Source organism: Pannonibacter sp. CBAS1226 (genome assembly GCF_055685825.1).
Map to the genome: position 1 here is coordinate 693,745 of NZ_JBVOUO010000002.1, position 22,789 is coordinate 716,533.

Genomic DNA, 22,789 nt, shown 5'->3' on the forward strand with positions numbered 1-22,789 from the left:
CTCAGTTTCCTTCCAGACGGTTTTCGAAAAGCGTGGAGCGGCGGCCGCGCAGCACGATGTCGAAGCGGTAGGCCCGGTAGTCGAGCGGCGCGGAGGCCTTCATGTCCAGCGGGGCGATCAGCCGCTCGATGGCACCGGCATCCGGGATGGTCTTGACGATCGGGCAGATGCCGATGAGCGGGTCGCCCTCGAAATACATCTGGGTGATCAGGCGCTGCGTGAAGGAATGGCCGAACACCGAGAAGTGGATGTGGGCCGGGCGCCAGCTGTTGATGTAGTTGCGCCAGGGATAGGGGCCCGGCTTGATGGTGCGGAAGAAATAGTAGCCGTTCTCGTCCGTCAGGGTGCGGCCGCAGCCGCCGAAGTTCGGATCGATCGGGGCGAGATAGGTGTCCTTCTTGTGGCGGTAGCGGCCGCCGGCATTCGCCTGCCAGGCTTCCACCAGCACTTCCGGCAGTCCGCGGCCGTTCTCGTCCAGCACCCGGCCATGGACCACGATCCGCTCGCCGATGGGTTCCCCCGTCTTGGCGTAGTTGAGGATCATGTCATTGTCGAGCGGGCCGAGGTCGTTGTGGTTGAAGGCCGGGCCGGTGATCTCACCCATGCCCTGTTCCAGCGACAGCAGCGCCTTCTGCGGCGAGCGCAGGACGGAGCTCTTGTAGCCCGGCGCATAGGCGGGCGGATGCATGGACAGCTCGCGCTGGTAATAGTCGCCCAGTCCCGGGCTCGGAAAGTTGCTTGGGGTCTCGCTCATGACTGGCCTCCCTGATCCAGATCAGCAGGTTTGCGCATTTCCTCCACTTCGCCCATCCGCCCGTTGGCGGCGAGGGTTTCGCGGGCAATCTTGAAGGCGGTGTTGGCCGCGGGCACTCCGGCGTAGATCGCCACATGCAGCAGCGCCTCGCGGATGTCGCGCGCGCTGGCGCCGGTGTTGGCGCTGGCCCGCACATGCATGGCCAGTTCCTCATGGTGGCCGAGGCCGGCCAGCAGGGCAATGGTGACAAGGCTGCGCTCGCGCTTTGTCAGGCTGTCATCGGCCCAGACCGTGCCCCAGGCGCTTTCCACGATCAGCGTCTGGAAGTCCTCGTCAAAGGGCGTCTGGTTGGCAATGGCCCGGTCCACATGGGCGTCGCCCAGAACGGAGCGGCGGGTCTTCATGCCATTGGCATGGCGCGAGCCGGGGGAACGGTCAGACAAGGGAATGCTCCTCAAGGAAAGTATCAACGGCCGCGCAGAAGGCCTCCGGCGCCTCGACGCAAGGGATGTGACCCACCCCCTCAATCAGGGTGAAGCGTGAGCCTTCGATGAGATCAGCGGTGCCACGCACCAGGTCGGGCGGGGTCGAGCCATCCTCGCCGCCCGCAATCACCAGCACCGGCAGCTTCAGCTTCGCGGTGGAAGCGGTGAGATCAGCGCCAGCCAGCGCATGGCAGATACCGGTGTAGCCTTCCCGCGTGGTGCGGGTCAGCATGGCGCGCCAGCCGGAGAGTTCCTCAGGGCGGCTCTGGCGGAAGGCGGCAGAGAACCAGCGCTCCAGAATGGGTTCTGACAGAGAGGCAATTCCGCCCGCTTCAATCGCGGCGATGCGCTGGGCCCACATTTCCGCCGTGCCCACCTTGGCCGCCGTGTTGCTGAGCACCGCTGCCCGCACCAGACCGGGACGCAGCGCCGCCAGCCCCTGTGCCACCAGCCCGCCCACGGACAGGCCCACGACAATGGCAGAGGTGATGCCGAGCGCCGCCAGAAGCTGGTCGAGGTCGGCGACAAGATCTTCGATGGAATAGGGGCCATCGGGGCACTCGGACAGGCCATGGCCGCGCATGTCGTAGCGCAGGATGCGGAACCTGCCGGAGTAATGCGCCGCCACCCGGTCCCAAGAGCGGAAGTCCGTGCCAAGCGAATTGGCGAAAACGAGAACGGGCAGGTGCTGTTCGCCGCTGTCGCTCACATGCAGGCACACACCGTTTGCGCGGATCATCTGCAACGCACTCTCTCCCTCTTGCCGCGTTTCCCTTGCGGGCAATGTTCATTCCGGACTGTCTCGCAGGCCCCAATTCCCGTTTCTTTGGTAGGCCTTTCCGCCCCCCTCCCCCTCGTGGGGAGGGGTAGGGGTGGGGGGAAGCCTATCCGGCAGGCAGAGAAACAAATGCTCTTGGGGCGCACTTCCTTTTGAAGGTTTCTTCAAAAGGCGACCAATCCTTCAGGTAGTTGCAAGCTCAGAGCCCCCCACCCCTACCCCCTCCCCACGAGGGGGAGGGGGGCTGAGATGCTGTGCAGCAAGCCACCTTCAGTCTGAAGTCTCTTGCGCGAAAGCGGTAAGTGAACTCGTAGCGCCCCATCTGGAACACGTCTTCTCCTGAGGCAGACTATTTCATTCATTAATCGGTTATGTAAAATGACAAATTGTCCAGTCAGCATAACCGGAGGGAATGGATGATCATTGATGGCCGGGTGAAATACCGCCACATCCAGTGCTTTCTGGAGGTGGCCCGCAGGCGCAGTCTGGTGAAGGCCGCCGATGCGCTGGCCATCACCCAGCCCGCCGTGTCCAAGACGCTGAAGGAGCTGGAGGAGATCCTCGGCGTGCGCCTGTTCGAGCGTTCGCGCAAGGGCGTGGAACTGACCCAGTTCGGGGACGTGCTGCTGCATTATGCAGGGGCCAGCCTTGCCGCGTTGAAGCAGGGGCTCGACAGCGTGGCGCAGGCGCGCATGTCAGGGGATTCGTTCCTGAATGTCGGCGTGCTGCCAAGTGTCGCAGCGCGCATCTTCCCGGAGGCGGTGCAGCGCTTCGAGGCAGAGGCCATCGGCACGGTTCTGACGATGGAAGCGGGCCCCAACCGCTTTCTGCTGGGCCGTCTCAGGGTGGGGGAACTGGATCTCGTCGTCGGGCGGCTTGCAGATCCTGAACAGATGCAAGGCCTCTCCTTCACGCATCTTTATTCCGAAAGCGTGTCGCTGGTGGTGCGCCGGGGGCATCCGCTGCTGGACGAGCCCTCGGCGGATCTGGCGCGGATCGCGGATTTCACCGTGCTTTATCCAACGCGCGAGGCGATCATCCGGCCCTATGTGGAGCGGCTGTTGATCGCTCATGGCGTTACCCATTTGCCCAAGCGGGTGGAGACCATTTCCGACACCTTCGGCCGCATCTACACGCTGGACAGTGACGCGGTGTGGATCATCTCCAGCGGCGTTGTTGCCCGCGACATTGCCAATGGCGATCTGGTGGAACTGCCGGTAAAGACGGCGGAAACGCTGGGGCCGGTGGGGCTGACCACCCGCGCTGATACGCCTCCGACACCGGCGCTGATCCTGATGCAGGCTTGCCTGCGCTTTGCCGCCGAAAAGGCGCGCTGACCGATTGATACATGCCCCTGTGTGCTGGGCACGGCCTGTGTCCATACCCGCTGCGCGGCACAGCGTGCAAATTGATGCTGCCGAAGGGATTTCTCTCATGGCTTCAAAAAGCGGGAGTAAAGGTCCAGCTTCTGGCAATCTGCGCAAAACTGTTTCTTATGCGCAAGGGCAACGCCCTATAGTCTCGCGCACATGTTTCCCGGCGCAGCAGCGCAGCGGGAAGAGGGAGTGGAAGAAGGCAATCGCATGTCAGACCGGCTCAGCAATCTCCGGCGCCTTGAGGCGGAGAGCATTCACATCATCCGCGAGGTGGCGGCAGAGTTCCGCAATCCGGTGATGCTCTATTCCATCGGCAAGGACTCCTCCGTGATGCTCCATCTGGCGATGAAGGCCTTCTATCCCTCGAAGCCGCCTTTCCCCTTCCTGCATGTGGATACGGGCTGGAAATTCCGCGAGATGATCACTTTCCGCGACGAGACCGTGAAGCGGCTCGGGCTGGAACTGATCGTTCACACCAACCCGGACGGGCTGGCGCAGAACATCAATCCGTTCGACCACGGCTCGCAGGTCCACACCCACATCATGAAGACCGAGGCGCTGAAGCAGGCGCTGACGAAATACGGCTTCGATGCGGCCTTTGGCGGCGCGCGCCGTGACGAGGAAAAGTCCCGCGCCAAGGAGCGCGTCTTCTCCTTCCGCACGGCGGCCCATACCTGGGACCCGAAGAACCAGCGGCCGGAACTGTGGAACCTCTACAACGCCCGCGTGGCGAAGGGCGAATCCATCCGCGCCTTCCCGCTGTCCAACTGGACCGAGCTGGACATCTGGCAGTACATCCTGGCGGAAAACATCCCCATGGTGCCGCTCTATTACGCCGCACCCCGCCCGGTGGTGGAGCGCGACGGCATGCTGATCATGGTCGATGATGACCGGATGAAGCTGCGGGCCGGGGAGACGGTGGAAGAGAAATCCGTCCGCTTCCGCACGCTCGGCTGCTACCCGCTGACCGGTGCCATTGAATCGGAGGCTAACACGCTGCCGGCCATCCTGCGCGAGATGCTGATTGCGCGCACATCCGAACGCTCCGGCCGCCTGATCGACCACGACGACAGCGCCTCCATGGAAAAGAAGAAGCGCGAGGGGTATTTCTGATCATGGACTTCTCCGAAAAGCTCACGTCCGAAGAGGCCGTGCTCGACTATATCCGTTCGCAGGAAAACAAGGACCAGCTGCGCTTCCTCACCTGCGGCAGCGTCGACGACGGCAAGTCCACCCTGATCGGGCGCCTGCTCTATGACACCAAGCTGATCTTCGAGGACCAGCTGGCGGCACTCGAAAAGGACAGCCGCAAGCACGGCACCGTGGGCGAGGATATGGACCTTGCCCTGCTGGTGGATGGTCTTGAGGCCGAGCGCGAGCAGGGCATCACCATTGACGTGGCCTACCGCTTCTTTGCCACGGACAAGCGCAAGTTCATCGTTGCCGACACGCCGGGCCACGAGCAATACACCCGCAACATGGCGACTGGTGCCTCGACGGCTGATCTCGCCGTGCTGCTGGTCGATGCCCGCCACGGGCTGATGACCCAGACCCGCCGCCACGCCTTCATTGCCTCGCTGCTGGGCATCCGCCACGCGGTGCTGGCGGTGAACAAGATCGACCTGGTGGATTTCTCGCAGGAGCGTTTCAACGAAATCCGTCAGGCCTTCGAGGAGCTGGCCCGTGGCTTCGGCTTCGAGACGCTCCAGGCGATCCCCATCTCCGCCCGCTATGGCGACAATGTCACCACCCGCAGCGCCCGCATGCCATGGTATGATGGTCCGGTGCTGCTGGAGCACCTGGAAAGCGTCGATGTGAACGGGGCTGAGGAGGCCCGCACCTTCCGGTTCCCCGTGCAGTGGGTGAACCGCCCGAACCTAGACTTCCGCGGCTATTCCGGCACCATCGCCAGCGGCCGCGTGTCCGTGGGAGAGGAACTGATCGTTGCAGCTTCCGGCAAGACATCCCCGGTCACCCGCATTCTGGGTGCAAGCGGCGATGTGGACAGCGCAAGGGCCGGTGAGGCGGTGACCATCGTGCTTAAGGACGAGATCGATATTTCCCGTGGCGACGTGCTGGCGCCGGTGCAGGCACGGCCTGATGTGGCGGACCAGTTCTCCGCCCATGTGATCTGGATGGCGGAAGACGCCCTGCTGCCGGGCCGCTCCTATCTCATGAAGATCGGCGCACGCACGCTGGCTGCCTCCGTTACTGACATCCGCCACAAGATCAACGTCAACACCTTCGAGCAGACGGCGGCCAAGACGCTGGCGCTGAACGAGATTGGCTTTTGCAATCTCGCGCTTTCCGGTGCTGTCGCCTTTGACGCCTACAAGGACAACCGCACGACCGGTGCCTTCATCCTGATCGACCGCATGACCAATGCGACGGTGGGAGCGGGCATGGTGGCCCATGCGCTGCGCCGGGCGAGCAATATCCACTGGCAGGCGCTGGACGTGGACAAGGCGGCGCGCAGCGAGAGCCTGCGGCAGAAGCCGGTGGTGCTGTGGTTCACCGGGCTGTCGGGGTCCGGCAAATCCACCATCGCCTCCATTGTGGAGAAAAAGCTGCATCTGGAAGGCCGGCACACCTATGTGCTCGACGGCGACAACGTCCGCCACGGCCTCAACCGGGATCTGGGCTTCACCGATGGCGACCGGGTGGAAAACATCCGCCGCGTCGGCGAGGTGGCCAAGCTCTTCACCGATGCGGGCCTGATCACGCTGGTGTCCTTCATCTCGCCCTTCAAGGCCGAGCGCCAGATGGCGCGCGAACTTCTGGAACCGGGCGAGTTCATCGAGATCTTCGTGGATACGCCGCTGGAGGACTGCAAGGCACGCGATCCCAAGGGCCTCTACAAGAAGGCGATGGCGGGCGAGATCCCGAACTTCACCGGCATCAGCAGCCCTTATGAAGCACCGGAAAACCCGGAACTGCACCTCAAGACCGCAGGGCGTGAGGCCGAGGTTCTGGCCGAGGAAGTGCTCAACCACCTGCGCCGGGAAGGCATCATCCCCGCCATCGGCTATTTCGCGGCCGGCGAGGGGATTTGATAACAACTCTCGATGAGCTCGACTCATCGAGAGTTGGTCAGGCCCGTGCGGCGCCTGAGCAATTTCAAGGCGTGATGCGTCAGCATCCCGGAGCCTTGGTATGAGTCTGAAGGCGGGCACATGCGGGGCCGCCGGTTGCGGGGAACGCAAACCGTATTCGTCATGCCATGGCTACGGCCATGGCATCCATGCCGTGACGCTTCTGCCCGGCGAGGCCTCAACATTGCTATCTTCCCATGCTGACTGCCCGTTATGAGAGGTCGCGGCATGGATGGCATGATCAAGTCATGCCATGACGAAATGACTGTCGTTCAACGAAAAACAGGGCGCGGATCATCTCCGCGCCCTGTTTATTTCGGCTTTGCCGTTATGGGCGCGATCAGTTCGCGCCAGACAGGCAGGACTTCAGCGAGGCGGCCATGTTGCGGGTCACCTCGAAATAGAGGTCCTTGCCATTGGCCACATCCGCGCCCAGCGGGTCGAGAACGCCGGTGCGCACATCCGTGCCTTCGATCAGCACGCTGACCAGCTTCGGCTCGAACTGCGGCTCGGAGAAGACGCAGACGGCACCCAGGTCCTTCAGCTTGGTGCGCAGGGCGGCGACACGCTCGGCACCCGGCTGCACTTCCGGGCTGAGGGTGACGGAGCCGGCCGCCCGCACGCCGAAGCGGTGTTCGAAATACTGGTAGGCATCGTGGAAGACGATGAAGGGCTTGTCCTTCACCGGCTCCAGCTCGGCGGCGAGCTCGGTTTCCAGCGCCGTCAGCTTTTCCTTCAGCGCAGCGGCATTGGCGGCATAGGTGGCCGCGTTCTCCGGATCGGCTTCGGACAGGTGGTGGGCAATGTCGTCCGCCATGGCCTTGGCGTTTTCCGGGTCCAGCCAGACGTGGGCGTCAAACTCGCCATGCTCGTGGCCATGGCCGTGGTCATGCGAATGCGAATGGCCATGACTGTGATCATGCCCCGCATGGCTGTGTCCTGCTTCGCCCTCTTCATGACCATGGTCATGCGGCTCGAAATTGGCATCCTCGCGCACCGGCAGCTTGTTGACGCCCGGCGCTTCGGACAGTTCGATGGCCTCGGCCTTTTCGCCCAGCGTTTCGAGCGGCTTTGAGAGGAAAGGCTCCAGCTCCGGCCCGACCCAGAACACCACATCCGCATCCGCGATCAGCTTGGCGGTTGAAGGCTTCAGCGCGAAGGTATGCGGCGAGGCGGCGCCATCGACGATGACGGAGGGCTCACCTACGCCGTCCATGACGGCGGCAACGAGGCTGTGCACCGGCTTGATCGAGGCAACGACCTTGGGCGCGGCGAGTGCAGGGGAAAGGCTGAGCAGCATCAGGGCCGTGCCGGCCAGTGCTGCGCGGGCGAGGCGGCTCTTGGAGCCGGTGCGGGAAGTCTGGGACATGGGAAGTCTCCTTCAGTCCTCGGGGGAAAGGCCCGGCGCAGGAGGCGCGTCAGGCGGAACTTGTGATGTTATGTTGTTACATTGTTTGCGTGATCGTATAACGTATGAGATAAGTCCCGGCAACCCCGATCCTCACACTGGAAAGCAACCGGCTTGTCTCCCAGCGGTTCCCATCTCATCCAATTGTCCAATGCCGGCGTGCAGCGCGACGGCCGCTGGCTGGTGCGCGGCGTCGATCTGACCGTGGCCCCGCGTGAAATTGTCACGCTCATCGGCCCTAATGGATCCGGCAAGTCCACCACGGCCAAGATGTCGCTCGGCATCATCGCGCCGACGGAGGGCACTTCGGCCCGCAAGCACGGGCTCAGGGTTGGCTACGTGCCGCAGAAGGTTGCCATCGACTGGACGCTGCCGCTGACGGTCGGCCGCTTCATGCGCCTGACGTCGCCGCTGTCCGAAGCCGAAGCCGTCGAGGCCCTGTCCGCCACCGGCATCGCCCATCTGATCAAGGCCGAGATGCGCAATCTCTCGGGTGGCGAGATGCAGCGGGCGCTGCTGGCCCGCGCCTTCGCCCGCAAGCCGGACCTCCTGGTGCTGGACGAGCCGGTACAGGGCGTGGACTACAATGGCGAGATCCTGCTCTACGATCTGATCAAGGACCTGCGCGACCGGATTGGCTGCGGCATCCTGATGATTTCCCACGACCTGCACGTGGTGATGGCCGCCACCGATCAGGTCATCTGCCTCAACGGCCATGTCTGCTGCCGCGGCACGCCGGTCAATGTTGCCCGCTCCAGCGCCTACCGCGAACTCTTCGGCATCCGTGCCGCCGGGGCGCTGGCGGTCTATGAGCACAGCCACGATCACGAGCATCTGCCCGATGGCCGTGTCCGCCATGCGGATGGCTCGGTCACCGACAGCTGCCATCCGGGCGACGGGCATCACGATCACAGCCATGGCCACAGTCACAGTCATGACCATCATGGTCACCATCACCACGGACATGATCACGCCCATGAAGCGGGCGTGGAGCCTTGCGGCGGTGTGAAGGAGGACGAGCGCCATGCTGGATGATTTCTTCACACGTGCCATTTTAGCCGGTATCGGCGTTGCGCTTGTGGCCGGTCCGCTCGGCTGTTTCATCGTCTGGCGGCGGCTGGCCTATTTCGGCGACACCCTGTCCCACGCCTCGCTGCTGGGTGTGGCGCTGGCGTTCCTGCTGAATGTCAACATCACGCTGGCGGTCTTTCTCATCTGCACGCTGGTGTCGCTGCTGCTGCTCACCTTGCAGCGGCGCGGCGGCCTGTCCTCTGATGCGCTGCTGGGGCTTCTCGCCCATTCCTCGCTGGCGCTGGGCCTTGTGTGCCTGGCCTTCATGACCTGGATCCGCATGGATCTGATGGGCTTCCTCTTCGGCGATATCCTCGCCGTATCGCGGCTGGACATCGGTATCATCTATGCAGGTGGCGCAGCCGTGCTGGTCGTGCTGGCGATGATCTGGCAGCCGCTCTTTGCCGCAACTGTCAACACCGATCTGGCCGAAGCAGAAGGCATGCAGCCGCAGCGGGCCAACCTCATCTTCATGGTGCTGATGGCGACCGTGATTGCCATTGCCATGAAGATTGTCGGCGTGCTGCTGATCACCGCTCTGCTGATCATTCCTGCTGCGGCCGCCCGGCGGCTGTCCGGCGGGCCCGAGCAGATGGCGGTGGTCGCGGTGCTGGTGGGGGCCTGTGCCGTCGTCATGGGGCTTTTTGCCTCACTGCATTTTGACACGCCCTCAGGACCTTCCATCGTGGTGGCGGCAATGCTGCTTTTCGGTGTAAGCCTGTTTCCAGCGTGGGCCATGCTGGGCCGCAAGCGGCGCGCAGACAGTGTGGGCCAGGGCTGACCGGCGGCGGAGAGAAGGAAACGACGATGAGTGACCACCACGACCATCATCACCACCACCATCACCACGACCGCTCGGGCCTGACGCGCAACCAGAACCTCGTGTTCGGCGCGCTGGAAGAGGCGCAAGGACCGCTGACGGCCTATACCATCCTCGACAAGCTGAGGGTGGAGGGGTTCCGTGCGCCGCTGCAGGTCTACCGGGCGCTGGAAAAGCTCGTTGAAATGGGCATGGTGCACCGGCTGGAAAGCCTCAATGCCTTCGTCGCTTGCCGCCATCCCTCCTGCGAGGATCACGCCAGCACGGCCTTTGCCATCTGCGAAACCTGCGGCTCGGTGACCGAGTTTGCCGATGAAGAGGTCTCCAAGCGGCTCAGCGGCTGGGCCAAGGGCGAAGGCTTCGTCCTGCACAAGACGGTGATCGAACTGCGCGGCCTCTGCTGCACCTGCAAGGATGCCGCTGCCGCGCAATGACAGTTTCTCATGCCAAGGCTTTCGCTGCTGACGCATCAGGCCTTGAAATTGCTCATGCGCCGCACGGGCTTGACCAGCACTCAGTAAATCGAGCTCGTTGAGTGCTGGTATTACTCGCTGAAGAGCCCCGGCACGTCCGGCCAGTCTGCACCGGGATGGTGCGCGGCGATGGCGAGAAAGTCTTCGAGAAACGCCTGGCACCCCTCGTCGTGAACGAGGTGATGGGTGAGAATGCCCAGCGGTTCCCTGTCTGTGTTGCGGCGGCGCAGAAACTGCAGGTCGAGCCGCTTCCTCGCACTCTTCCAGCCAATGAAGCGCCGGTCCTTCTTCCACTTGATGATGTCCACATGCGCCTGCACCACATGCGGCCCGTGGTAGTGCCAGGTGAAGGTGGACAGGCCTGTCAGCCCGGCCTCCGGCAGAAGGCGGATGATGCCGGGGGCAATCCGGTTCCAGGGCGGCACCATGGCAGGCACAAAGCGCGGCCCGAACAGCTGGCCAAGCCTCTCGTATCCGGCCTTCAACTCCGCCAGCGCTTCCGTTTCATCCCGCCGCGTGCCGAATTCGGCGGCCTTTTCGCCAAGATCCTTGAGCTGGTGGTTGAGATGCTGCCAGCCATGCTGCAGCACCACCGCATGGGGATCCTCTGCCAGCCGCTGCGCCAGCGCTTGCGTTGCGTTTCGGGGAATGACGGCAAGGGCCACCTGCACCTTGTGGGCACGGGCAAGGCCAAGGATGGCCTCCAGCGCAGGCGTGGGCTCGATGGCATCATCATCGCGCCACCAGAAACGCACCTTCCGGTCCCGCTCCGCAAACCAGTCGAGATGCGCCCTGAGGCTGTCCCGGAACGCGGCAAGCTCAATCGTCATGTGCGGAACTCTTCCAGATCCTTGAGGAGAATGCCGGCGCTCGCCTCCGCGCCGCCAAGGCGCACGGAGGTGGTGGCATGGGGCAGGGACAAAGCCTCATCCACCGCCCGCGCAAGGGCTGCGGCAGAAAGGTCCTTCTCGGCCAGCATGACAGCCCGGCGGTGGCCGGCCAGCGCTTCGGCGCGCTGGGTCTGCTCGGTTTCCTTCACCTGCGCAAAGGGCACAAGCACGCTGGGCACGCCCGCCCGCAGGATATCGAGCACCGTGTTGTAGCCCGCCTGACTGACGGACAGCCTTGCCCGGGCGAGCAGGTTTGGAAAATCGCGTCTTGCCCGCTCCACGATCATGCCGTCCGGCGTGCGTGCCACATAGGAGGCGAAGGCGTCCGCCTCCACGTCGTGGCCCACCAGCAGACGCCAGCGCGCGTCATTGGCGCGGGCAGACAGGGCGCGGGCACCAAGAGCGGCCTCGATCAGCGCGGCAGAGACGGCGCCGCCGCCGCAGGAGAGAATCACTTCGTCCCGCCCGTCCTCACCGGGCGCTTCGGGCCGCCCGTCCGTGCTGACATAGCCGGTGTAGCGCACCAGATGGGCAATGCGGTCCGCGAAGGGAAAGCTGTCGCCAAGCTCGACGAAATCCGGATCGGAATGAACAAGCACCCGGTCATAGGAGGCCAGTGCCTGATCCGCCATCCACTCTTCCTTCCAGAGCTGCTGCTTGCGCACCAGAATGTCGCGGATGGAACTGGCGGTCAGCGGGCGCTGCGGCAAGGCACGGGCATGAGCCAGCAGCGGTGCCAGCTCGAACTCGAACTGGCGGCGGCCGAAGGGATAGGTTTCGGTGAGGAGGATATCGACGGGCCGCGCCGTGAAGCCTGCCATCGTGGCCTCTGCCCGGCGGGCCATCCAGGCTTCGTCAATGTCGGTGCCGTCCGGCGTCACCAGCCGGTTGAACACCGCATCGGGGCTGCGCACCGGCGGCAGGGCGATGACGGTGAGGCCGGTGACATCCAGCGTCGGCGGCAGAATGTTGCCGGTCGCCAGCGTCACGTCCACGCCGCGTGCCGCCAGCGCCTGCCCGATGGCGGCCGCCCGCACCGCGTGGCCAGTGCCGAGAAGGTGCTGAACATGGATGAAGGTGTGCAGGGGGCGGGTGGATGTGCTGGTCATCAAGGTCTTGTCCTCACACCCAGATAATGCTTTTGCGCCGCATGGAGAAGGGCATCGAGCCGGGCAGCGCCTGCAGTGAGATCATGCCGGGATAGAATATGGGCGCGGGCAGCCCCTCCCATGGCGCTGCGCAAGCCCCGGTTCAGAATCAGGCGGCGCAGGCTGGCGGCAAGGGCGGCGGAATCACCTTCAGGCGACAGAAGCCCGGTGCGGCCGTCCTCGACGATATCCGGCACGCCGAAGGTGGCGCCGCCAGCCACCGGCAGCCCGCTGGCCTGCGCCTCCAGAAAGACAAAGCCGAAGGCCTCGCGGATGGCGGGCCAGACGAAAATATCGTGGCAGAGATACTGCTGCGGCAGCGCTTCGGGCGGCAGGGCCCCGGCGAAGTGGCAACGGGCGGCGGGAAACAGCGGCGTCAGACTCTCGCGGGAAGGTCCATCTCCAACGAGGGTCAGCTCCCAGTCGAGATCCATCAATTGCGCCAGCGCTGCGGCCAGCACCCGGTAAGAGGCTTCCTTGTCGCCGGGGCGCATCATCCCCACAGCCAGCAGCCGCACCGGGCCCTCTCCCGGCCGGGACGGGCGCGGCTTCAGAAACGGCACTGCATCGAGAAACGGCGGGAAGAGATGCAGCACATCCGGCGGCAGTGCCGGCTCAAGGCAGCCCGCATCGGCCCGGTGGATCGCGCCCACCGCGTCAGCCCGCTGAAGGGCCGCATCGGCAGCGGCAAACCCATATGCCCAAGGGCCGGTCTGGCGCTTGGGCGCCCGGCTTGCCTCCAGCACCACATAGGGAATGGCGAAATGGTCCGCCACCGCAGGCCCAATCCAGTCCGGCGCCTTGTGATAGAGGTGATAGGTCACCCACACCTCCGGCCGCCAGCCTTCGGCTTCCCAGCCACCGATGATCCGCTCTGCTTCGCCCTGTGCCGCCGCATGGGCCTCCGGCAGGTCCTTCGGCGCGGCGCGCCATGTCTTCAGCCGGCTGGCCACGCGGGTGTCATGGCCGCCCGTCTCCAGCGCCCGCAGGATAAGCTGCGCAAAGGTCCGGTCGCCGGAGGGCACCGGATCATCGGCAGGTTTCATCGGCGCGTAGAAGGCGGCGCGCATCCCGTCAGACCAGCGCCTTGAACTTCACCGCCAGCCGGTCCAGCCCCGGCGCAGTGGCAAATTCGGCCCGCACCTTACGCGAGGCGGCAAGCCCGAGTTCATCACGCAGGGCGGGCGTGGTGATCAGCCGGGCCATCGCTTCGGCCAGTGCTGCGGGATCTGCCGGGGGCACCAGAATGCCGGTTTCGCCGTTGTCGATCAGCTCGGGGATGGCGGAAACGGCGGTGGACAGGCAGCACAGGCCCATGGACTGGGCCTCCATCAGCACGTTGGGCAGCCCGTCCCGGTCGCCGCTTTTCGTCACCTTGGAGGGCAGCACGAAGAGGTCAGCTTCAAGGGAGGCGGCAATCACCTCCTCACGCGGGCGGGCACCCATCCAGGTGATGCGGGCGGAAAGGCCGAGCTTGTCCGCTTGCGCCTTGAGTGTGTCCGACAGTTCGCCGCCGCCGATATGGGTGAAATGCCAGTTGAGCCCCTGCGGCAGGCGGGCGAGGGCGGTCAGAAGATCGTCATAGCCCTTCTTCGCCACGGCCCGGCCGACGGACAGAAGCCGCACCGGCTCGCCGCTGCCATCGCGGGTGGAGGGGCGGCCCGAGGGTTCGGGAAAGCCGGTGAAATCCAGCCCGTGATAAACCAGCTCCACTTTGGCAGGGTCGGCCGAAAGGCCGCGCAGATAATCCACATTGACGGAGGTGCAGGTCACGCCCCAGGCAGCGTCATCGAGCTTGGTCCTGAGCTCCCATTCCGGGCTCGTCCAGATGTCCTTGGCATGGGCCGAGAAGGACCAGCCGCGCCCGGACAGATGCGCCGCATAGCGCGCCACCGAACAGGGCGTGTGCAGATAGTGGGTGTGAATCCACGTCACGTCTTCCGGCAGTTCATGGGCGAAGACGCAGGCCTGGCCCCAGCGCCGGTGCCGTCCGGCGTTGCTCTCATGCTTCAGATCCGCCTCGAACAGGGCGCGGGCAGCGGCATAGGTGGGCTGCTGCTCCGCCCAGCGGCGGGCGCGGGCAACACGCTTCGGATCGTCCTTCAGATATTCCGGCAGGTACAGCACTTCGGCGCTGATCTGCCGGTGCAGCTCGTGAATGAAGGGGTCGTAGGGCTTGCGCAGCGCAACGATCAGCTGGCCGATGCCCCGGCGCTCCAGCCCGAGGATTTCCTGCGCGATGAAGGTTTCCGACAGGCGCGGATAGCCTTTCACGACAACAGCAATGCGGGACATGGGAGGGGCCTCTGGTCTTGATCTGGAAGGGCGCGCTCAGACGGCGGAGCGGCGCGGCTGCTGGAAGCGGGAGCGTGCGGACAGGATTTCCTCCACGCGTGTCTCGATCACCTCGATACCGCCAAGAAGGTTGTCGACGCCCGCCATGGACGGGCGAGGCTGGCCGGGCAGCGCGGCGAGCGCGTTCAGCATGGGCTCGACCTCCGGATAGCGCTCGATCGGCAGAACCGTCAGCAGGCCCTTTTCCTCGGCGTGGGCGGCGCGGATCGCCTGCTCCCGGCGCGGGATGATGCGCGGCACCAGCAGCGTCGGCTTGTCGAAGGACAGGATCTCGCAGAAGGTGTTGTAGCCGCCCATGCCGACGATGGCCGTTGCCGCCTGAAGGTAAGGCTCGATCTGCGGTGTGAAGCGCATGATATGCACGTCGCGCAGATGTTCGGCGCGCGCCATGAAATCCGTTACGGCGGCTCCTGGCATGAAGGGGCCAAGCACGATCAGGGCGGGAAACAGCGGCCGACCGTGCGATTCATATGCCCGCATCACCCAGTCGACCATCTCCACCCCATCGCCGCCGCCACCGGGCGTGACCAGAATGAAGGGCTCATCGCCAAAGGGCAGGGGTTCGGACAGTTTTGCGCCCTTGGGCATGTCGCGGCGCAGGAAGCCGGTGTAGAGCATCTTGTCGAAGACCGACTGCGGCAGGTCGATCCCGGCCAATGGGTCGCACATGCCTTCCGGGCCATAGACCCACAGCTCGTCATAAAGGTCTTCCAGCGCGGGATGCACGTTCTTGCGCTCCCACTCCTGCTGCAGGATCTGCGGGTCATCCATCACGTCGCGCAGCCCCAGAACCAGCCGGGTGCCGGTTTCCTTCAGCATTTCCAGCGTGCCCAGCACCTCGCCGCGCAGGCCCAGCGGCTCCTTGTCGACGATGAAGATGTCCGGGGCAAAGACCTGCGCCGTATGCTCGATGATGGAGGAGCGGATCTCCAGCGTGTGGTCGATGTTGAGATGCAGCGACAGGGAGGTGTACTCCCCGTTGCGCAGCTTGATGACACCGGGAATCCGGACAAAATCCACCCGCGAGCGGAATTCGAAGCTGCCGATGATGGGCGAGCCGGAAAGAATCAGGACCGACAGCGTGTCGAACTTGCCGACCAGTGACTGCGCGATGGCACGGCACCGGCGCAGATGGCCAAGGCCAAAGGAGTCATGGCTGTAGATCAGGATTCGTGGCGATTCGGACTTCATGTGCCCCCGCGTGCATGCCCCGTCTTGTGTCTCTGTCGCGGCTTTCCGTGAGCGTCAGCCGCTCCGGCCTGAAGCCAATCCCTGTCCGTCCTGCGCTTTTGCTCTCTTGAATTCCGGCAGTTTTGGGGCGGATCAGAAAAACTTTCTGCCTCTATGGCATATCCGGCGTTGCGAGTTAACTGGCAACGTCATACCAGTACAAGGATGGCCGCAGTTTCGCCAGACTGGACTTCACCTATGGAAAAAAGCCTTTTTCGCTTCATCTGGAAGTTCAGTGCGCGGCAGCAGCTCTTCATTCTTTTTCTCACAGTCCTGTCTTATCCGATCAGCTACATCCTGCTGGAGCTGCCAAAACAGATCGTCAACGATGCGGTGCAGGGTGACGGTTTTCCGCGGGAGTTTCAGGGATTTGAGTTTGACCAGATCTCCTATCTCTTCCTGCTCTGCCTCACGTTTCTGGCCCTCGTTGTCGTCAGCAACGGGCTGAAGCTCTGGATCAACGTCTACAAGGGGCGGCTGGGTGAGCGCATGCTGCGCCGCCTGCGCTTTGAACTTTTTCAACGGGTGCTCAGATTCCGCCTGCCGCATTTCCGGAAGGTGAGCTCCGGCGAAATCATCCCGATGATCACCGCCGAGGTGGAGGATGTGGGCGGTTTCGTCGGCGATGCCATAGCGCTGCCCGCCTATCAGGGCGGCCTTCTGGTGGTGCAGGTGGGCTTCATCTTCATGCAGGACCCGCTGCTGGGCCTCGCCGCCGTCAGCTCCTATCCGCTTCAGGCCTATATCATCCCGAAGCTTCAGCGGAAGGTCGTGCTGTTGTCGCGCCAGCGCGTGAAGAACGTCCGCGTCATTTCCGACAAGCTGGGAGAGACAATCACCGGCGTGCATGAGATCCACGCCAACGATACCTCCGCATTGCACTCTGCCGATATTGCCGACCGCCTCTATGAAAATTTCAAGATCCGCTACGAGATCTACAACCGGAAATATTTCATCAAGTTCGTGAACAATTTCATGAACCAGCTGACGCCGTTCTTCTTCTACCTGATCGGCGGCTATCTGGTCATCCAGGGCAATCTCAGCATCGGTGCCCTGCTGGCGGTGATCGCCGCCTACAAGGATCTGGCAGGCCCCTGGAAGGAACTGCTGGCCTATTACCAGCTCGTCGCCGATGTGCAGGTGAAATACCAGACCGTTGTGGAAAACTTCGACGCCGCAGACATCTATCCGGTCGAGCGGCTGGTGGCCGATGAGCGCACCAGCCTCACGGGTGCGCTCGAGATGCACAATGTCAGCTTCTCCGGCGGCGCGGCAGGTCAGGAAGTGTTCGGCATTTCCCTCAAGGTGCCGGAAGGCACCCATTGCGCCATCGCCGGCGGAGATGGCTCCGGCCGTTCGGAAGTGCTGCAACTTGCCGCAGGGCTGGTCAGTCCCACTTCGGGCCGGGTGGAGATTGGCGGTCACGATCTGGAGAAGCTGGGTGAGGCAACTCTCGGCCGGGAAATCGCCTATGTGGGCGGCGCGGTGCACATCTGGACCGGCACCATCCGCGACAATCTCTATTACGGGCTGAAGCACCGGCCGCAGAACGAGGTGCAGCGCACAGGCAAGGATCTTGACAGCTTCCTGCGGGCCATGCGCGAGGCGCGGGAGACCCGTAATCCGCTGCATGATATTCATGCCACCTGGGAAGATCTGCGGGCTGCGGGCGTTGCCTCGCGGGAGGATCTCGACGTACTGGCGCTGGCGCTGCTGTCTGCGGCCGGGATGGAGGGGGACATCTACCGCCTTGGCCTCCAGTCCCGCTTTGATCCGGCGCGCGATCCGGGCTTTGTCGAGCGCCTTCTGGCCGTGCGCGCCCGCATTGGCGAACGGATCGCCGAAGATGGCCGCATCGCCGCGCTGGTCGAACTGTGGGACGTCAACGCCTTCAACCAGAATGCCTCGCTTGCCGAGAACCTGTTCTTTGCCGTGCCCTCTGACCCCAATGTGATGATGGACCAGATGCCGTCCATGCCGGAGGTCAAGCAGTTCCTGTCTGACACCGGGCTGGAGACGAAGCTGCAGCTGCTGGGCCTGCGCATTGCCGAGACGATGGTGGAGCTTTTTGCCAATGTCAGCGGCGATTCAGGGCTTCTCAGCACCTATTCCTTCATCACGCAGGATGATCTGCCCGAGTTTGACCGGATCGTGCGGGCCTTCCGTTCCGAAGCCCTGAAGAACACGATCACGCCGGCCGACCGGGCGCGCCTTGTGACGCTGGCCTTCCGCCTCATTCCCGCCCGCCACCGCCTGGGTGTTCTGGACGAGGACATGCGGGCGAAGGTTGTCGAGGCCCGGCGCGACTTCCGGCACAAGGTGGTGGATGGCAGCCGCAATTTCATCGCGGTTGACCCGGCCGTCTATCTGCCGCCGCTCAGCATCGAGGACAATCTGCTCTTCGGCCGCGCCCGTCTCGACAGGCGCGATGCGCGCCAGCGGATCGACGCGCTGGTGCGGCAGGTTGTGGAGGAGGAGGGGCTGCGCGAGCCGATCATCTTCACCGGCTTTGACTACCATGTGGGTGTCAGCGGCTCGCGCCTGTCCGCCGGCCAGCGCCGCAAGCTTGCGCTCGTCAGAGGCCTGCTGAAAAATGCGCCGGTCACTATTCTGGACGATGTTGCCGCCGGTCCCGGTGAGGATGACAAACAGTTGCGCCGCATATTGCGGGAGATCCTTGCGGGCCGTACGGTACTGTTCGGAACGGCGCATGCTGACATAGCCTCGGAATTCGATCAGGCCGTGATCATGGATCAGGGCCGGACCGTCCGGCAGGACAACAGGGAAGAACAAGCCTGAAACAAGCTCTGGCTGCAAGTAATGGTGTAATGGAGGTTGGCCGTGTCTCTCGATCTGGAAGTCGACGCCCTGCGCAAGGTGCCCCTGTTCCGGGGCATCGATGAAACCAAATTGCGGCTTCTGGCATTTATCAGTGACCGGATCGGCTTTCAGCCGGGAGAGCATCTGTGCGAGCAGGGCGAGGAGGGCGATACGGCCTTCATCATTCTGAAGGGCGAGGCGGATGTGCAGGTGCGCAGCAACGGCCAGGACCAGACCGTGGCCATCGCCCGCCAGCATTCCATTGTCGGCGAGATCGCCATTCTCTGCGATGTGCCGCGAACCGCGACGCTGGTTGCCAGAACCGATATGGATGTGCTGTCTGTCAGCAAGGACGATTTCCTGAAACTTTTGAAAGAATTTCCTGATATGTCATTGGAAGTGATGAGAACTCTGGCCCAGCGTCTTGAGCGCACCACCCGCGATCTGGCCGCTGCCAGGTCTGGTGAAGCGGCAGCATAGGGAGAGGCCGCGTGGCGGAAGATTTCTGGCTCCGGTGCTGGGGCGTGCGTGGTTCGACCCCCACTCCTGGGGCCGGCACCTTGAAGTATGGCGGCGAGACGACCTGTTTTGAACTGAGGGCGGGGGACGCGCTCGTTCTGGTCGATTGCGGTTCTGGCGCGCGCAAGCTCGGTGCGGACCTGTGCGCCCAGGGCAGCCGGTCCTTTGACCTGCTGTTCACCCATACGCATCTCGATCACATCTGCGGCCTGCCCTTCTTCAAGCCTGCCTATGACCCCTCTTTCACCATCAATGCCTGGGCCGGGCACTTTCAGGACGATACGGACCTGACCGATATCATCTGCCGGATCATGTCGCCCCCGATCTTCCCCGTGGCCGCCAACACGCTGAAGGCGGTGACCTTCCGCAGCTTCCGCGCCGGGGAAAACCTGCCGCGGCAGGATGGCCTGTCGATCCGCACCATCCGCCTCAACCATCCGGGCGGGGCCTGCGGCTACCGCTTCGATTTTCAGGGCAAATCCATCTGCATCATCACTGACCACGAGCATGGCGATCCTGAGATCGACGCCAATGTGGAGCGCTTCGTCGCAGGCGCGGATGTGATGATCTACGACGCCATGTTCACGGATGAGGAATATCCCACCTATCGCGGCTGGGGTCATTCCACGTGGCAGAAGGCGGTGGAACTGTCGCAGAAGGCCGGGGTGAAGACGCCCGTCCTCTTCCACCACGACCCGCGCCGCATGGATGATGGCATGGACGAGATTGCCGCCGCCGCAAGTGCCGCCTATCCCGGCTGCCTGACCGCCATGGAAGGCATGATCCTGCGGCCATAAGGGCCGCAGGCGGGGATTTTCTCAAGCCCGTGCGGCGTTGAGCCGTTTCAAGGCGTGATGCGTGAGCATCGGAAGCCTTGGTTTTACGGGGGCGGGTGCCCCTGTTTCCGCGTCCCCGCCTCCGCTACGGAAGTTTGCTCCGCCATCCCCTCTTTCGCCGAAGGCTGTCCGGCTTGACCGCCTGCGACTTTCGGCGCAGAGTCTGCTGTATATGACGCAGCCGTCAATGGGTGCGTAAAAGCCGATATGAATCATTGGCTTGATTCAAAATAAACAGGAGGAACTCATGCAGCTCTCATCCGCCATTGCGGCTGTTGTCACCGGTGGTGCGTCGGGCCTGGGCGCGGCGACGGCCCGGCTTCTGGCCGCCAGCGGCGTGAAGGTGGCCCTGTTCGACCGCAATGCGGAGCAGGGTGAAGCGGTTGCGAAGGAGATCGGCGGGCTGTTCGTCAGCGTCGACGTGACGAATGAGGAGAGCGTCAAGGCGGGCTTTGCCGCCGCCCGCGCCGCCCATGGCGTGGAACGCATCCTCGTCAACTGCGCGGGCATTGCCCCTGCCGCCAAGACCACCTCGCGCGGTGAGCCGCATTCGCTGGAGCTGTTCGAGAAGGTGATCGCGGTCAATCTTTCCGGCACCTTCCGCTGCATCGCCCATGCAGCCACCGCCATGTCGGCGCAGGACCCGCTGAACGCAGACGGCGAGCGCGGCGTCATCGTCTCCACCGCGTCTGTCGCCGCCTTTGACGGTCAGGTGGGGCAGGTGGCCTATGCCGCTTCCAAGGCCGGGATTGCCGGTATGACCCTGCCGATCGCCCGTGACCTGTCGAAGTCCGGCATCCGCGTCATGACCATCGCCCCCGGCATTTTTGAAACGCCCATGCTTCTGGGGCTGCCGGAGGACGTGCAGAAGTCGCTGGGCGAGCAGGTGCCGTTCCCCTCGCGCCTCGGCAAGGCCGCCGAATATGCGCAGCTGGTGAAGGCCATCTGCGAGAACGAAATGCTCAACGGCGAAACCATCCGTCTCGATGGAGCCATCCGTATGGCCCCGCGCTGATGCTGGCCTTGGCCTGATGTAGCAAATCATTGATGCCCAAGGGGCAATTTGCAAGGCGCCGCATCAGGTCTTGATGCGGCGTTTGTTTTTGTTTGGCGGGGTATCACTGCCGGGCAGGAGCGCGCATTCTTGCGCTTTTCCACAGACCTCTTCCGCAGCCATGAAGAAATCTGCTCACACGGCCGCCAAAGCGGAACTTTGTGATGTGGATGCCAGTTCTGGACTTTGCATCTCCGTAGAACTCGCAGGGACGCACCTGCTAGTTGCGAGAAAGAGGTCTCATGGCACCCCAACTGCTTGATTTACCCGCACGCCCCCTCTCCCTGAAGGGGGATGTTGTATCCATGCCGAAGGCGCTGTTCTGGGCAGTGCCCATCGTGCTGGCGCTCGGCATTTTCCTTCTCGCATGGGAAGGGCCGGATCTTTGGCGTGACATCCGCATCAGCTTCAACCCGGTTGAAGTGGAAGGGGATGTGCGCAACGGCCAGTGCACCACCCGGCGCGGCGTCTTCACCGACTGCAAGGCACAGGTTGCCTATAGTTTCGAGGGCAAGGCCTATCAGAGCGATGTGCGCATCATGTTCCTCGACATTCACATGGGGGACTATGAGGCGGGCGTCGTCATCTCCCGTGACAACCCGGAACTGGCAACGCTGACGCTCGGCCTCGACAAGCTCTGGAACCGTATCCTGACGCTTGGCGGCTTCTGCCTGCTGCTGTTCGGTATCTGCCTCTACAATATCTTCCAGTATATCCGCGCCCTTGGGGTGCAGAAGCGCCTGCGCAATCCGGCCGTCTTGAAGGAAATCCCGGTCGAAGTGACCGGATTTGAGACCAGGAAGGACAGCCTCTTCATCACCTATACGGACAATCTCGCCGAGGACAAGACGGGCCGGGTGACCCATACGCGGCTGGAAAACGGCCAGCTGCCGATGATTGTCGGCCAGCAGAATGGCCATGCGGTGGCTCTTGCCGTGCGCCATGGCAACTCGGCCCTGCCGGTGCTGCTGGATGATCAGCTCACCCGCATCGAGATGACCGAGGAAGAGCGCCGGACCGCTCTGCGGCCGCTGGAAGGCCTCGACGTGCCGTCCGATGAAGGGGCAGCCACGCAGGCGATGGCGGGTCCTCCCGCTCCGTCGGCCGGTCAGGTGGTGATGCGCGGTGTGAAGGCTTTCATGGGCATCATCCTGCTGATGATCGTGGGTGCGATTGGCTTCTGGGTCTGGTATGTGACCAGTTCGCCCACCGCGTTCCAGCAGCCGGGCATGGAGATCAACAACATGATGCCCGAGCCGCTCAACCGCTGGGGCTGTGACCAGCTGAAGGCCCGCTTCGGCCACGACCGCGCCCCCTACGGCTGCACCGCTGCCGATCATCAGAGCTGGAAGTAACCGCGTTCCGGCGTGTGAAATAGAAAGGCCCGGAGCTTTACGGTTCCGGGCCTTTTCATTTGGCAGGGTTCCTGCTCCGTTGTCATCCCCATGAATGTTGCAGTGTTTACATTGGACGCACGAAGGAAGAATGCACCGGCATGATGGCAGTGCGCCTCCGCCCCCCTCCCCCTGGTGGGGAGGGGTAAGGGGTGGGGGGCTCTGAGCCTGCAAGGGTTTGAAAAAACTCTTCCTGAAGAGGCTGGAGAGGGGAGACTGTCTGTAATCAATGGATACTCTGCCAGCCGGAAAGGCCTTCCCCCCACCCCTAACCCCTCCCCACCAG

Annotated in this window: 20 protein-coding genes; 11 read left to right on the forward strand and 9 right to left on the reverse strand. The window is 63.6% G+C overall.

Features of this window, described 5'->3' with window-relative positions; all coding sequences use genetic code 11:
• Window position 1: 1 nt before the first annotated feature.
• From pcaH to pcaD, 3 genes are read right to left on the reverse strand one after another with little or no spacing between them, the layout of a single operon-like run.
• Window positions 2-754 carry a protocatechuate 3,4-dioxygenase subunit beta gene (gene pcaH / locus AC0CMF_RS10175; RefSeq protein ID WP_019962628.1) on the reverse strand — a complete coding sequence of 251 codons (753 nt, stop codon included), beginning with the start codon at window positions 752-754 and terminating at the stop codon, window positions 2-4.
• The gene (gene pcaC / locus AC0CMF_RS10180) at window positions 751-1,197 is read right to left on the reverse strand and encodes a 4-carboxymuconolactone decarboxylase (RefSeq protein WP_050471235.1); all 447 of its coding nucleotides are present in this window, start codon (window positions 1,195-1,197) and stop codon (window positions 751-753) included. Before pcaC ends, pcaH begins: the two co-directional genes overlap by 4 nt.
• Window positions 1,190-1,978, reverse strand: coding sequence for a 3-oxoadipate enol-lactonase (pcaD, locus tag AC0CMF_RS10185; RefSeq protein ID WP_374628746.1), 789 nt, complete (start codon window positions 1,976-1,978; stop codon window positions 1,190-1,192). Before pcaD ends, pcaC begins: the two co-directional genes overlap by 8 nt.
• Before the next feature lie 458 nt (window positions 1,979-2,436).
• Here pcaD and pcaQ point away from each other — a divergent pair, with 458 nt between their 5' ends.
• The 3 genes from pcaQ (at window position 2,437) to cysN (ending at window position 6,446) form a co-directional block, all read left to right on the forward strand.
• On the forward strand, window positions 2,437-3,354 hold the full coding sequence (gene pcaQ, locus AC0CMF_RS10190; RefSeq protein WP_208997532.1) for a pca operon transcription factor PcaQ: 918 nt from the start codon (window positions 2,437-2,439) through the stop codon (window positions 3,352-3,354).
• 246 nt (window positions 3,355-3,600) lie between these two features.
• Window positions 3,601-4,506: a sulfate adenylyltransferase subunit CysD gene (cysD, locus tag AC0CMF_RS10195; RefSeq protein ID WP_374628747.1), complete on the forward strand. Its 906-nt coding sequence runs from the start codon at window positions 3,601-3,603 to the stop codon at window positions 4,504-4,506.
• Between the two features lie 2 nt (window positions 4,507-4,508).
• A complete protein-coding gene (cysN, locus tag AC0CMF_RS10200; RefSeq protein WP_374628748.1) occupies window positions 4,509-6,446 on the forward strand; it encodes a sulfate adenylyltransferase subunit CysN in 1,938 nt (645 codons plus the stop codon).
• 379 nt (window positions 6,447-6,825) lie between these two features.
• Here cysN and znuA read toward each other — a convergent pair whose 3' ends face one another.
• Window positions 6,826-7,854 carry a zinc ABC transporter substrate-binding protein ZnuA gene (gene znuA, locus AC0CMF_RS10205; protein ID WP_374628749.1) on the reverse strand — a complete coding sequence of 343 codons (1,029 nt, stop codon included), beginning with the start codon at window positions 7,852-7,854 and terminating at the stop codon, window positions 6,826-6,828.
• 153 nt (window positions 7,855-8,007) lie between these two features.
• Here znuA and AC0CMF_RS10210 point away from each other — a divergent pair, with 153 nt between their 5' ends.
• Genes AC0CMF_RS10210 through AC0CMF_RS10220 form a run of 3 tightly spaced genes read left to right on the forward strand, consistent with a single transcriptional unit; the run spans window position 8,008 to window position 10,218 of the window.
• Window positions 8,008-8,928 carry an ATP-binding cassette domain-containing protein gene (locus AC0CMF_RS10210; protein ID WP_050471240.1) on the forward strand — a complete coding sequence of 307 codons (921 nt, stop codon included), beginning with the start codon at window positions 8,008-8,010 and terminating at the stop codon, window positions 8,926-8,928.
• Window positions 8,918-9,745, forward strand: coding sequence for a metal ABC transporter permease (locus AC0CMF_RS10215; protein WP_374628752.1), 828 nt, complete (start codon window positions 8,918-8,920; stop codon window positions 9,743-9,745). The genes AC0CMF_RS10210 and AC0CMF_RS10215 overlap by 11 nt, the downstream gene beginning before the upstream one ends.
• Before the next feature lie 26 nt (window positions 9,746-9,771).
• A complete protein-coding gene (locus AC0CMF_RS10220) occupies window positions 9,772-10,218 on the forward strand; it encodes a Fur family transcriptional regulator (protein WP_050471242.1) in 447 nt (148 codons plus the stop codon).
• Between the two features lie 110 nt (window positions 10,219-10,328).
• Here the strand turns inward: AC0CMF_RS10220 and AC0CMF_RS10225 are convergent, their stop codons facing one another.
• From AC0CMF_RS10225 to AC0CMF_RS10245, 5 genes are read right to left on the reverse strand one after another with little or no spacing between them, the layout of a single operon-like run.
• Window positions 10,329-11,087 carry a polysaccharide deacetylase family protein gene (locus AC0CMF_RS10225; RefSeq protein WP_374628754.1) on the reverse strand — a complete coding sequence of 253 codons (759 nt, stop codon included), beginning with the start codon at window positions 11,085-11,087 and terminating at the stop codon, window positions 10,329-10,331.
• Window positions 11,084-12,256 (reverse strand): glycosyltransferase family protein, encoded by a 1,173-nt coding sequence (locus AC0CMF_RS10230; RefSeq protein ID WP_374628755.1) that lies wholly within the window; start codon window positions 12,254-12,256, stop codon window positions 11,084-11,086. The genes AC0CMF_RS10225 and AC0CMF_RS10230 overlap by 4 nt, the downstream gene beginning before the upstream one ends.
• The gene (locus AC0CMF_RS10235) at window positions 12,256-13,365 is read right to left on the reverse strand and encodes a glycosyltransferase family 4 protein (protein WP_374628756.1); all 1,110 of its coding nucleotides are present in this window, start codon (window positions 13,363-13,365) and stop codon (window positions 12,256-12,258) included. The genes AC0CMF_RS10230 and AC0CMF_RS10235 overlap by 1 nt, the downstream gene beginning before the upstream one ends.
• A 4-nt stretch (window positions 13,366-13,369) precedes the next feature.
• Complete coding sequence (locus AC0CMF_RS10240) at window positions 13,370-14,590, reverse strand: glycosyltransferase family 4 protein (protein WP_186393813.1); 1,221 nt, start codon at window positions 14,588-14,590, stop codon at window positions 13,370-13,372.
• Window positions 14,591-14,626: 36 nt separating this feature from the next.
• Window positions 14,627-15,841 carry a glycosyltransferase family protein gene (locus tag AC0CMF_RS10245; protein WP_050471247.1) on the reverse strand — a complete coding sequence of 405 codons (1,215 nt, stop codon included), beginning with the start codon at window positions 15,839-15,841 and terminating at the stop codon, window positions 14,627-14,629.
• A gap of 237 nt (window positions 15,842-16,078) precedes the next feature.
• On the opposite strand from AC0CMF_RS10245, the gene AC0CMF_RS10250 reads away from it, so the two are divergent.
• The 5 genes from AC0CMF_RS10250 (at window position 16,079) to AC0CMF_RS10270 (ending at window position 22,464) form a co-directional block, all read left to right on the forward strand.
• Entirely contained in the window at window positions 16,079-18,679 is a 2,601-nt protein-coding gene (locus AC0CMF_RS10250) for an ABC transporter ATP-binding protein (RefSeq protein WP_050471248.1), read from the forward strand.
• A gap of 42 nt (window positions 18,680-18,721) precedes the next feature.
• Window positions 18,722-19,180 carry a cyclic nucleotide-binding domain-containing protein gene (locus AC0CMF_RS10255; RefSeq protein ID WP_050471401.1) on the forward strand — a complete coding sequence of 153 codons (459 nt, stop codon included), beginning with the start codon at window positions 18,722-18,724 and terminating at the stop codon, window positions 19,178-19,180.
• 11 nt (window positions 19,181-19,191) lie between these two features.
• Window positions 19,192-20,016 carry an MBL fold metallo-hydrolase gene (locus AC0CMF_RS10260; protein ID WP_122519750.1) on the forward strand — a complete coding sequence of 275 codons (825 nt, stop codon included), beginning with the start codon at window positions 19,192-19,194 and terminating at the stop codon, window positions 20,014-20,016.
• A gap of 286 nt (window positions 20,017-20,302) precedes the next feature.
• Entirely contained in the window at window positions 20,303-21,070 is a 768-nt protein-coding gene (locus AC0CMF_RS10265; RefSeq protein WP_374628758.1) for an SDR family NAD(P)-dependent oxidoreductase, read from the forward strand.
• 344 nt (window positions 21,071-21,414) lie between these two features.
• On the forward strand, window positions 21,415-22,464 hold the full coding sequence (locus AC0CMF_RS10270; RefSeq protein ID WP_374628759.1) for a hypothetical protein: 1,050 nt from the start codon (window positions 21,415-21,417) through the stop codon (window positions 22,462-22,464).
• Window positions 22,465-22,789: the final 325 nt, after the last annotated feature.

Bases quoted from the DNA above. Each gene is read 5' to 3' on its own strand.
- AC0CMF_RS10270 (WP_374628759.1), top strand. From the start codon at position 21,415: ATGCCGAAGGCGCTGTTCTGGGCAGTGCCCATCGTGCTGGCGCTCGGC.
- cysN (WP_374628748.1), top strand. From the start codon at position 4,509: ATGGACTTCTCCGAAAAGCTCACGTCCGAAGAGGCCGTGCTCGACTAT.
- pcaD (WP_374628746.1), bottom strand. From the start codon at position 1,978: ATGATCCGCGCAAACGGTGTGTGCCTGCATGTGAGCGACAGCGGCGAA.
- AC0CMF_RS10215 (WP_374628752.1), top strand. From the start codon at position 8,918: ATGCTGGATGATTTCTTCACACGTGCCATTTTAGCCGGTATCGGCGTT.
- AC0CMF_RS10230 (WP_374628755.1), bottom strand. From the start codon at position 12,256: ATGACCAGCACATCCACCCGCCCCCTGCACACCTTCATCCATGTTCAG.
- AC0CMF_RS10225 (WP_374628754.1), bottom strand. From the start codon at position 11,087: ATGACGATTGAGCTTGCCGCGTTCCGGGACAGCCTCAGGGCGCATCTC.
- AC0CMF_RS10250 (WP_050471248.1), top strand. From the start codon at position 16,079: ATGGAAAAAAGCCTTTTTCGCTTCATCTGGAAGTTCAGTGCGCGGCAG.
- AC0CMF_RS10245 (WP_050471247.1), bottom strand. From the start codon at position 15,841: ATGAAGTCCGAATCGCCACGAATCCTGATCTACAGCCATGACTCCTTT.
- AC0CMF_RS10235 (WP_374628756.1), bottom strand. From the start codon at position 13,365: ATGCGCGCCGCCTTCTACGCGCCGATGAAACCTGCCGATGATCCGGTG.
- znuA (WP_374628749.1), bottom strand. From the start codon at position 7,854: ATGTCCCAGACTTCCCGCACCGGCTCCAAGAGCCGCCTCGCCCGCGCA.
- AC0CMF_RS10240 (WP_186393813.1), bottom strand. From the start codon at position 14,590: ATGTCCCGCATTGCTGTTGTCGTGAAAGGCTATCCGCGCCTGTCGGAA.
- AC0CMF_RS10220 (WP_050471242.1), top strand. From the start codon at position 9,772: ATGAGTGACCACCACGACCATCATCACCACCACCATCACCACGACCGC.
- cysD (WP_374628747.1), top strand. From the start codon at position 3,601: ATGTCAGACCGGCTCAGCAATCTCCGGCGCCTTGAGGCGGAGAGCATT.
- pcaH (WP_019962628.1), bottom strand. From the start codon at position 754: ATGAGCGAGACCCCAAGCAACTTTCCGAGCCCGGGACTGGGCGACTAT.
- AC0CMF_RS10265 (WP_374628758.1), top strand. From the start codon at position 20,303: ATGCAGCTCTCATCCGCCATTGCGGCTGTTGTCACCGGTGGTGCGTCG.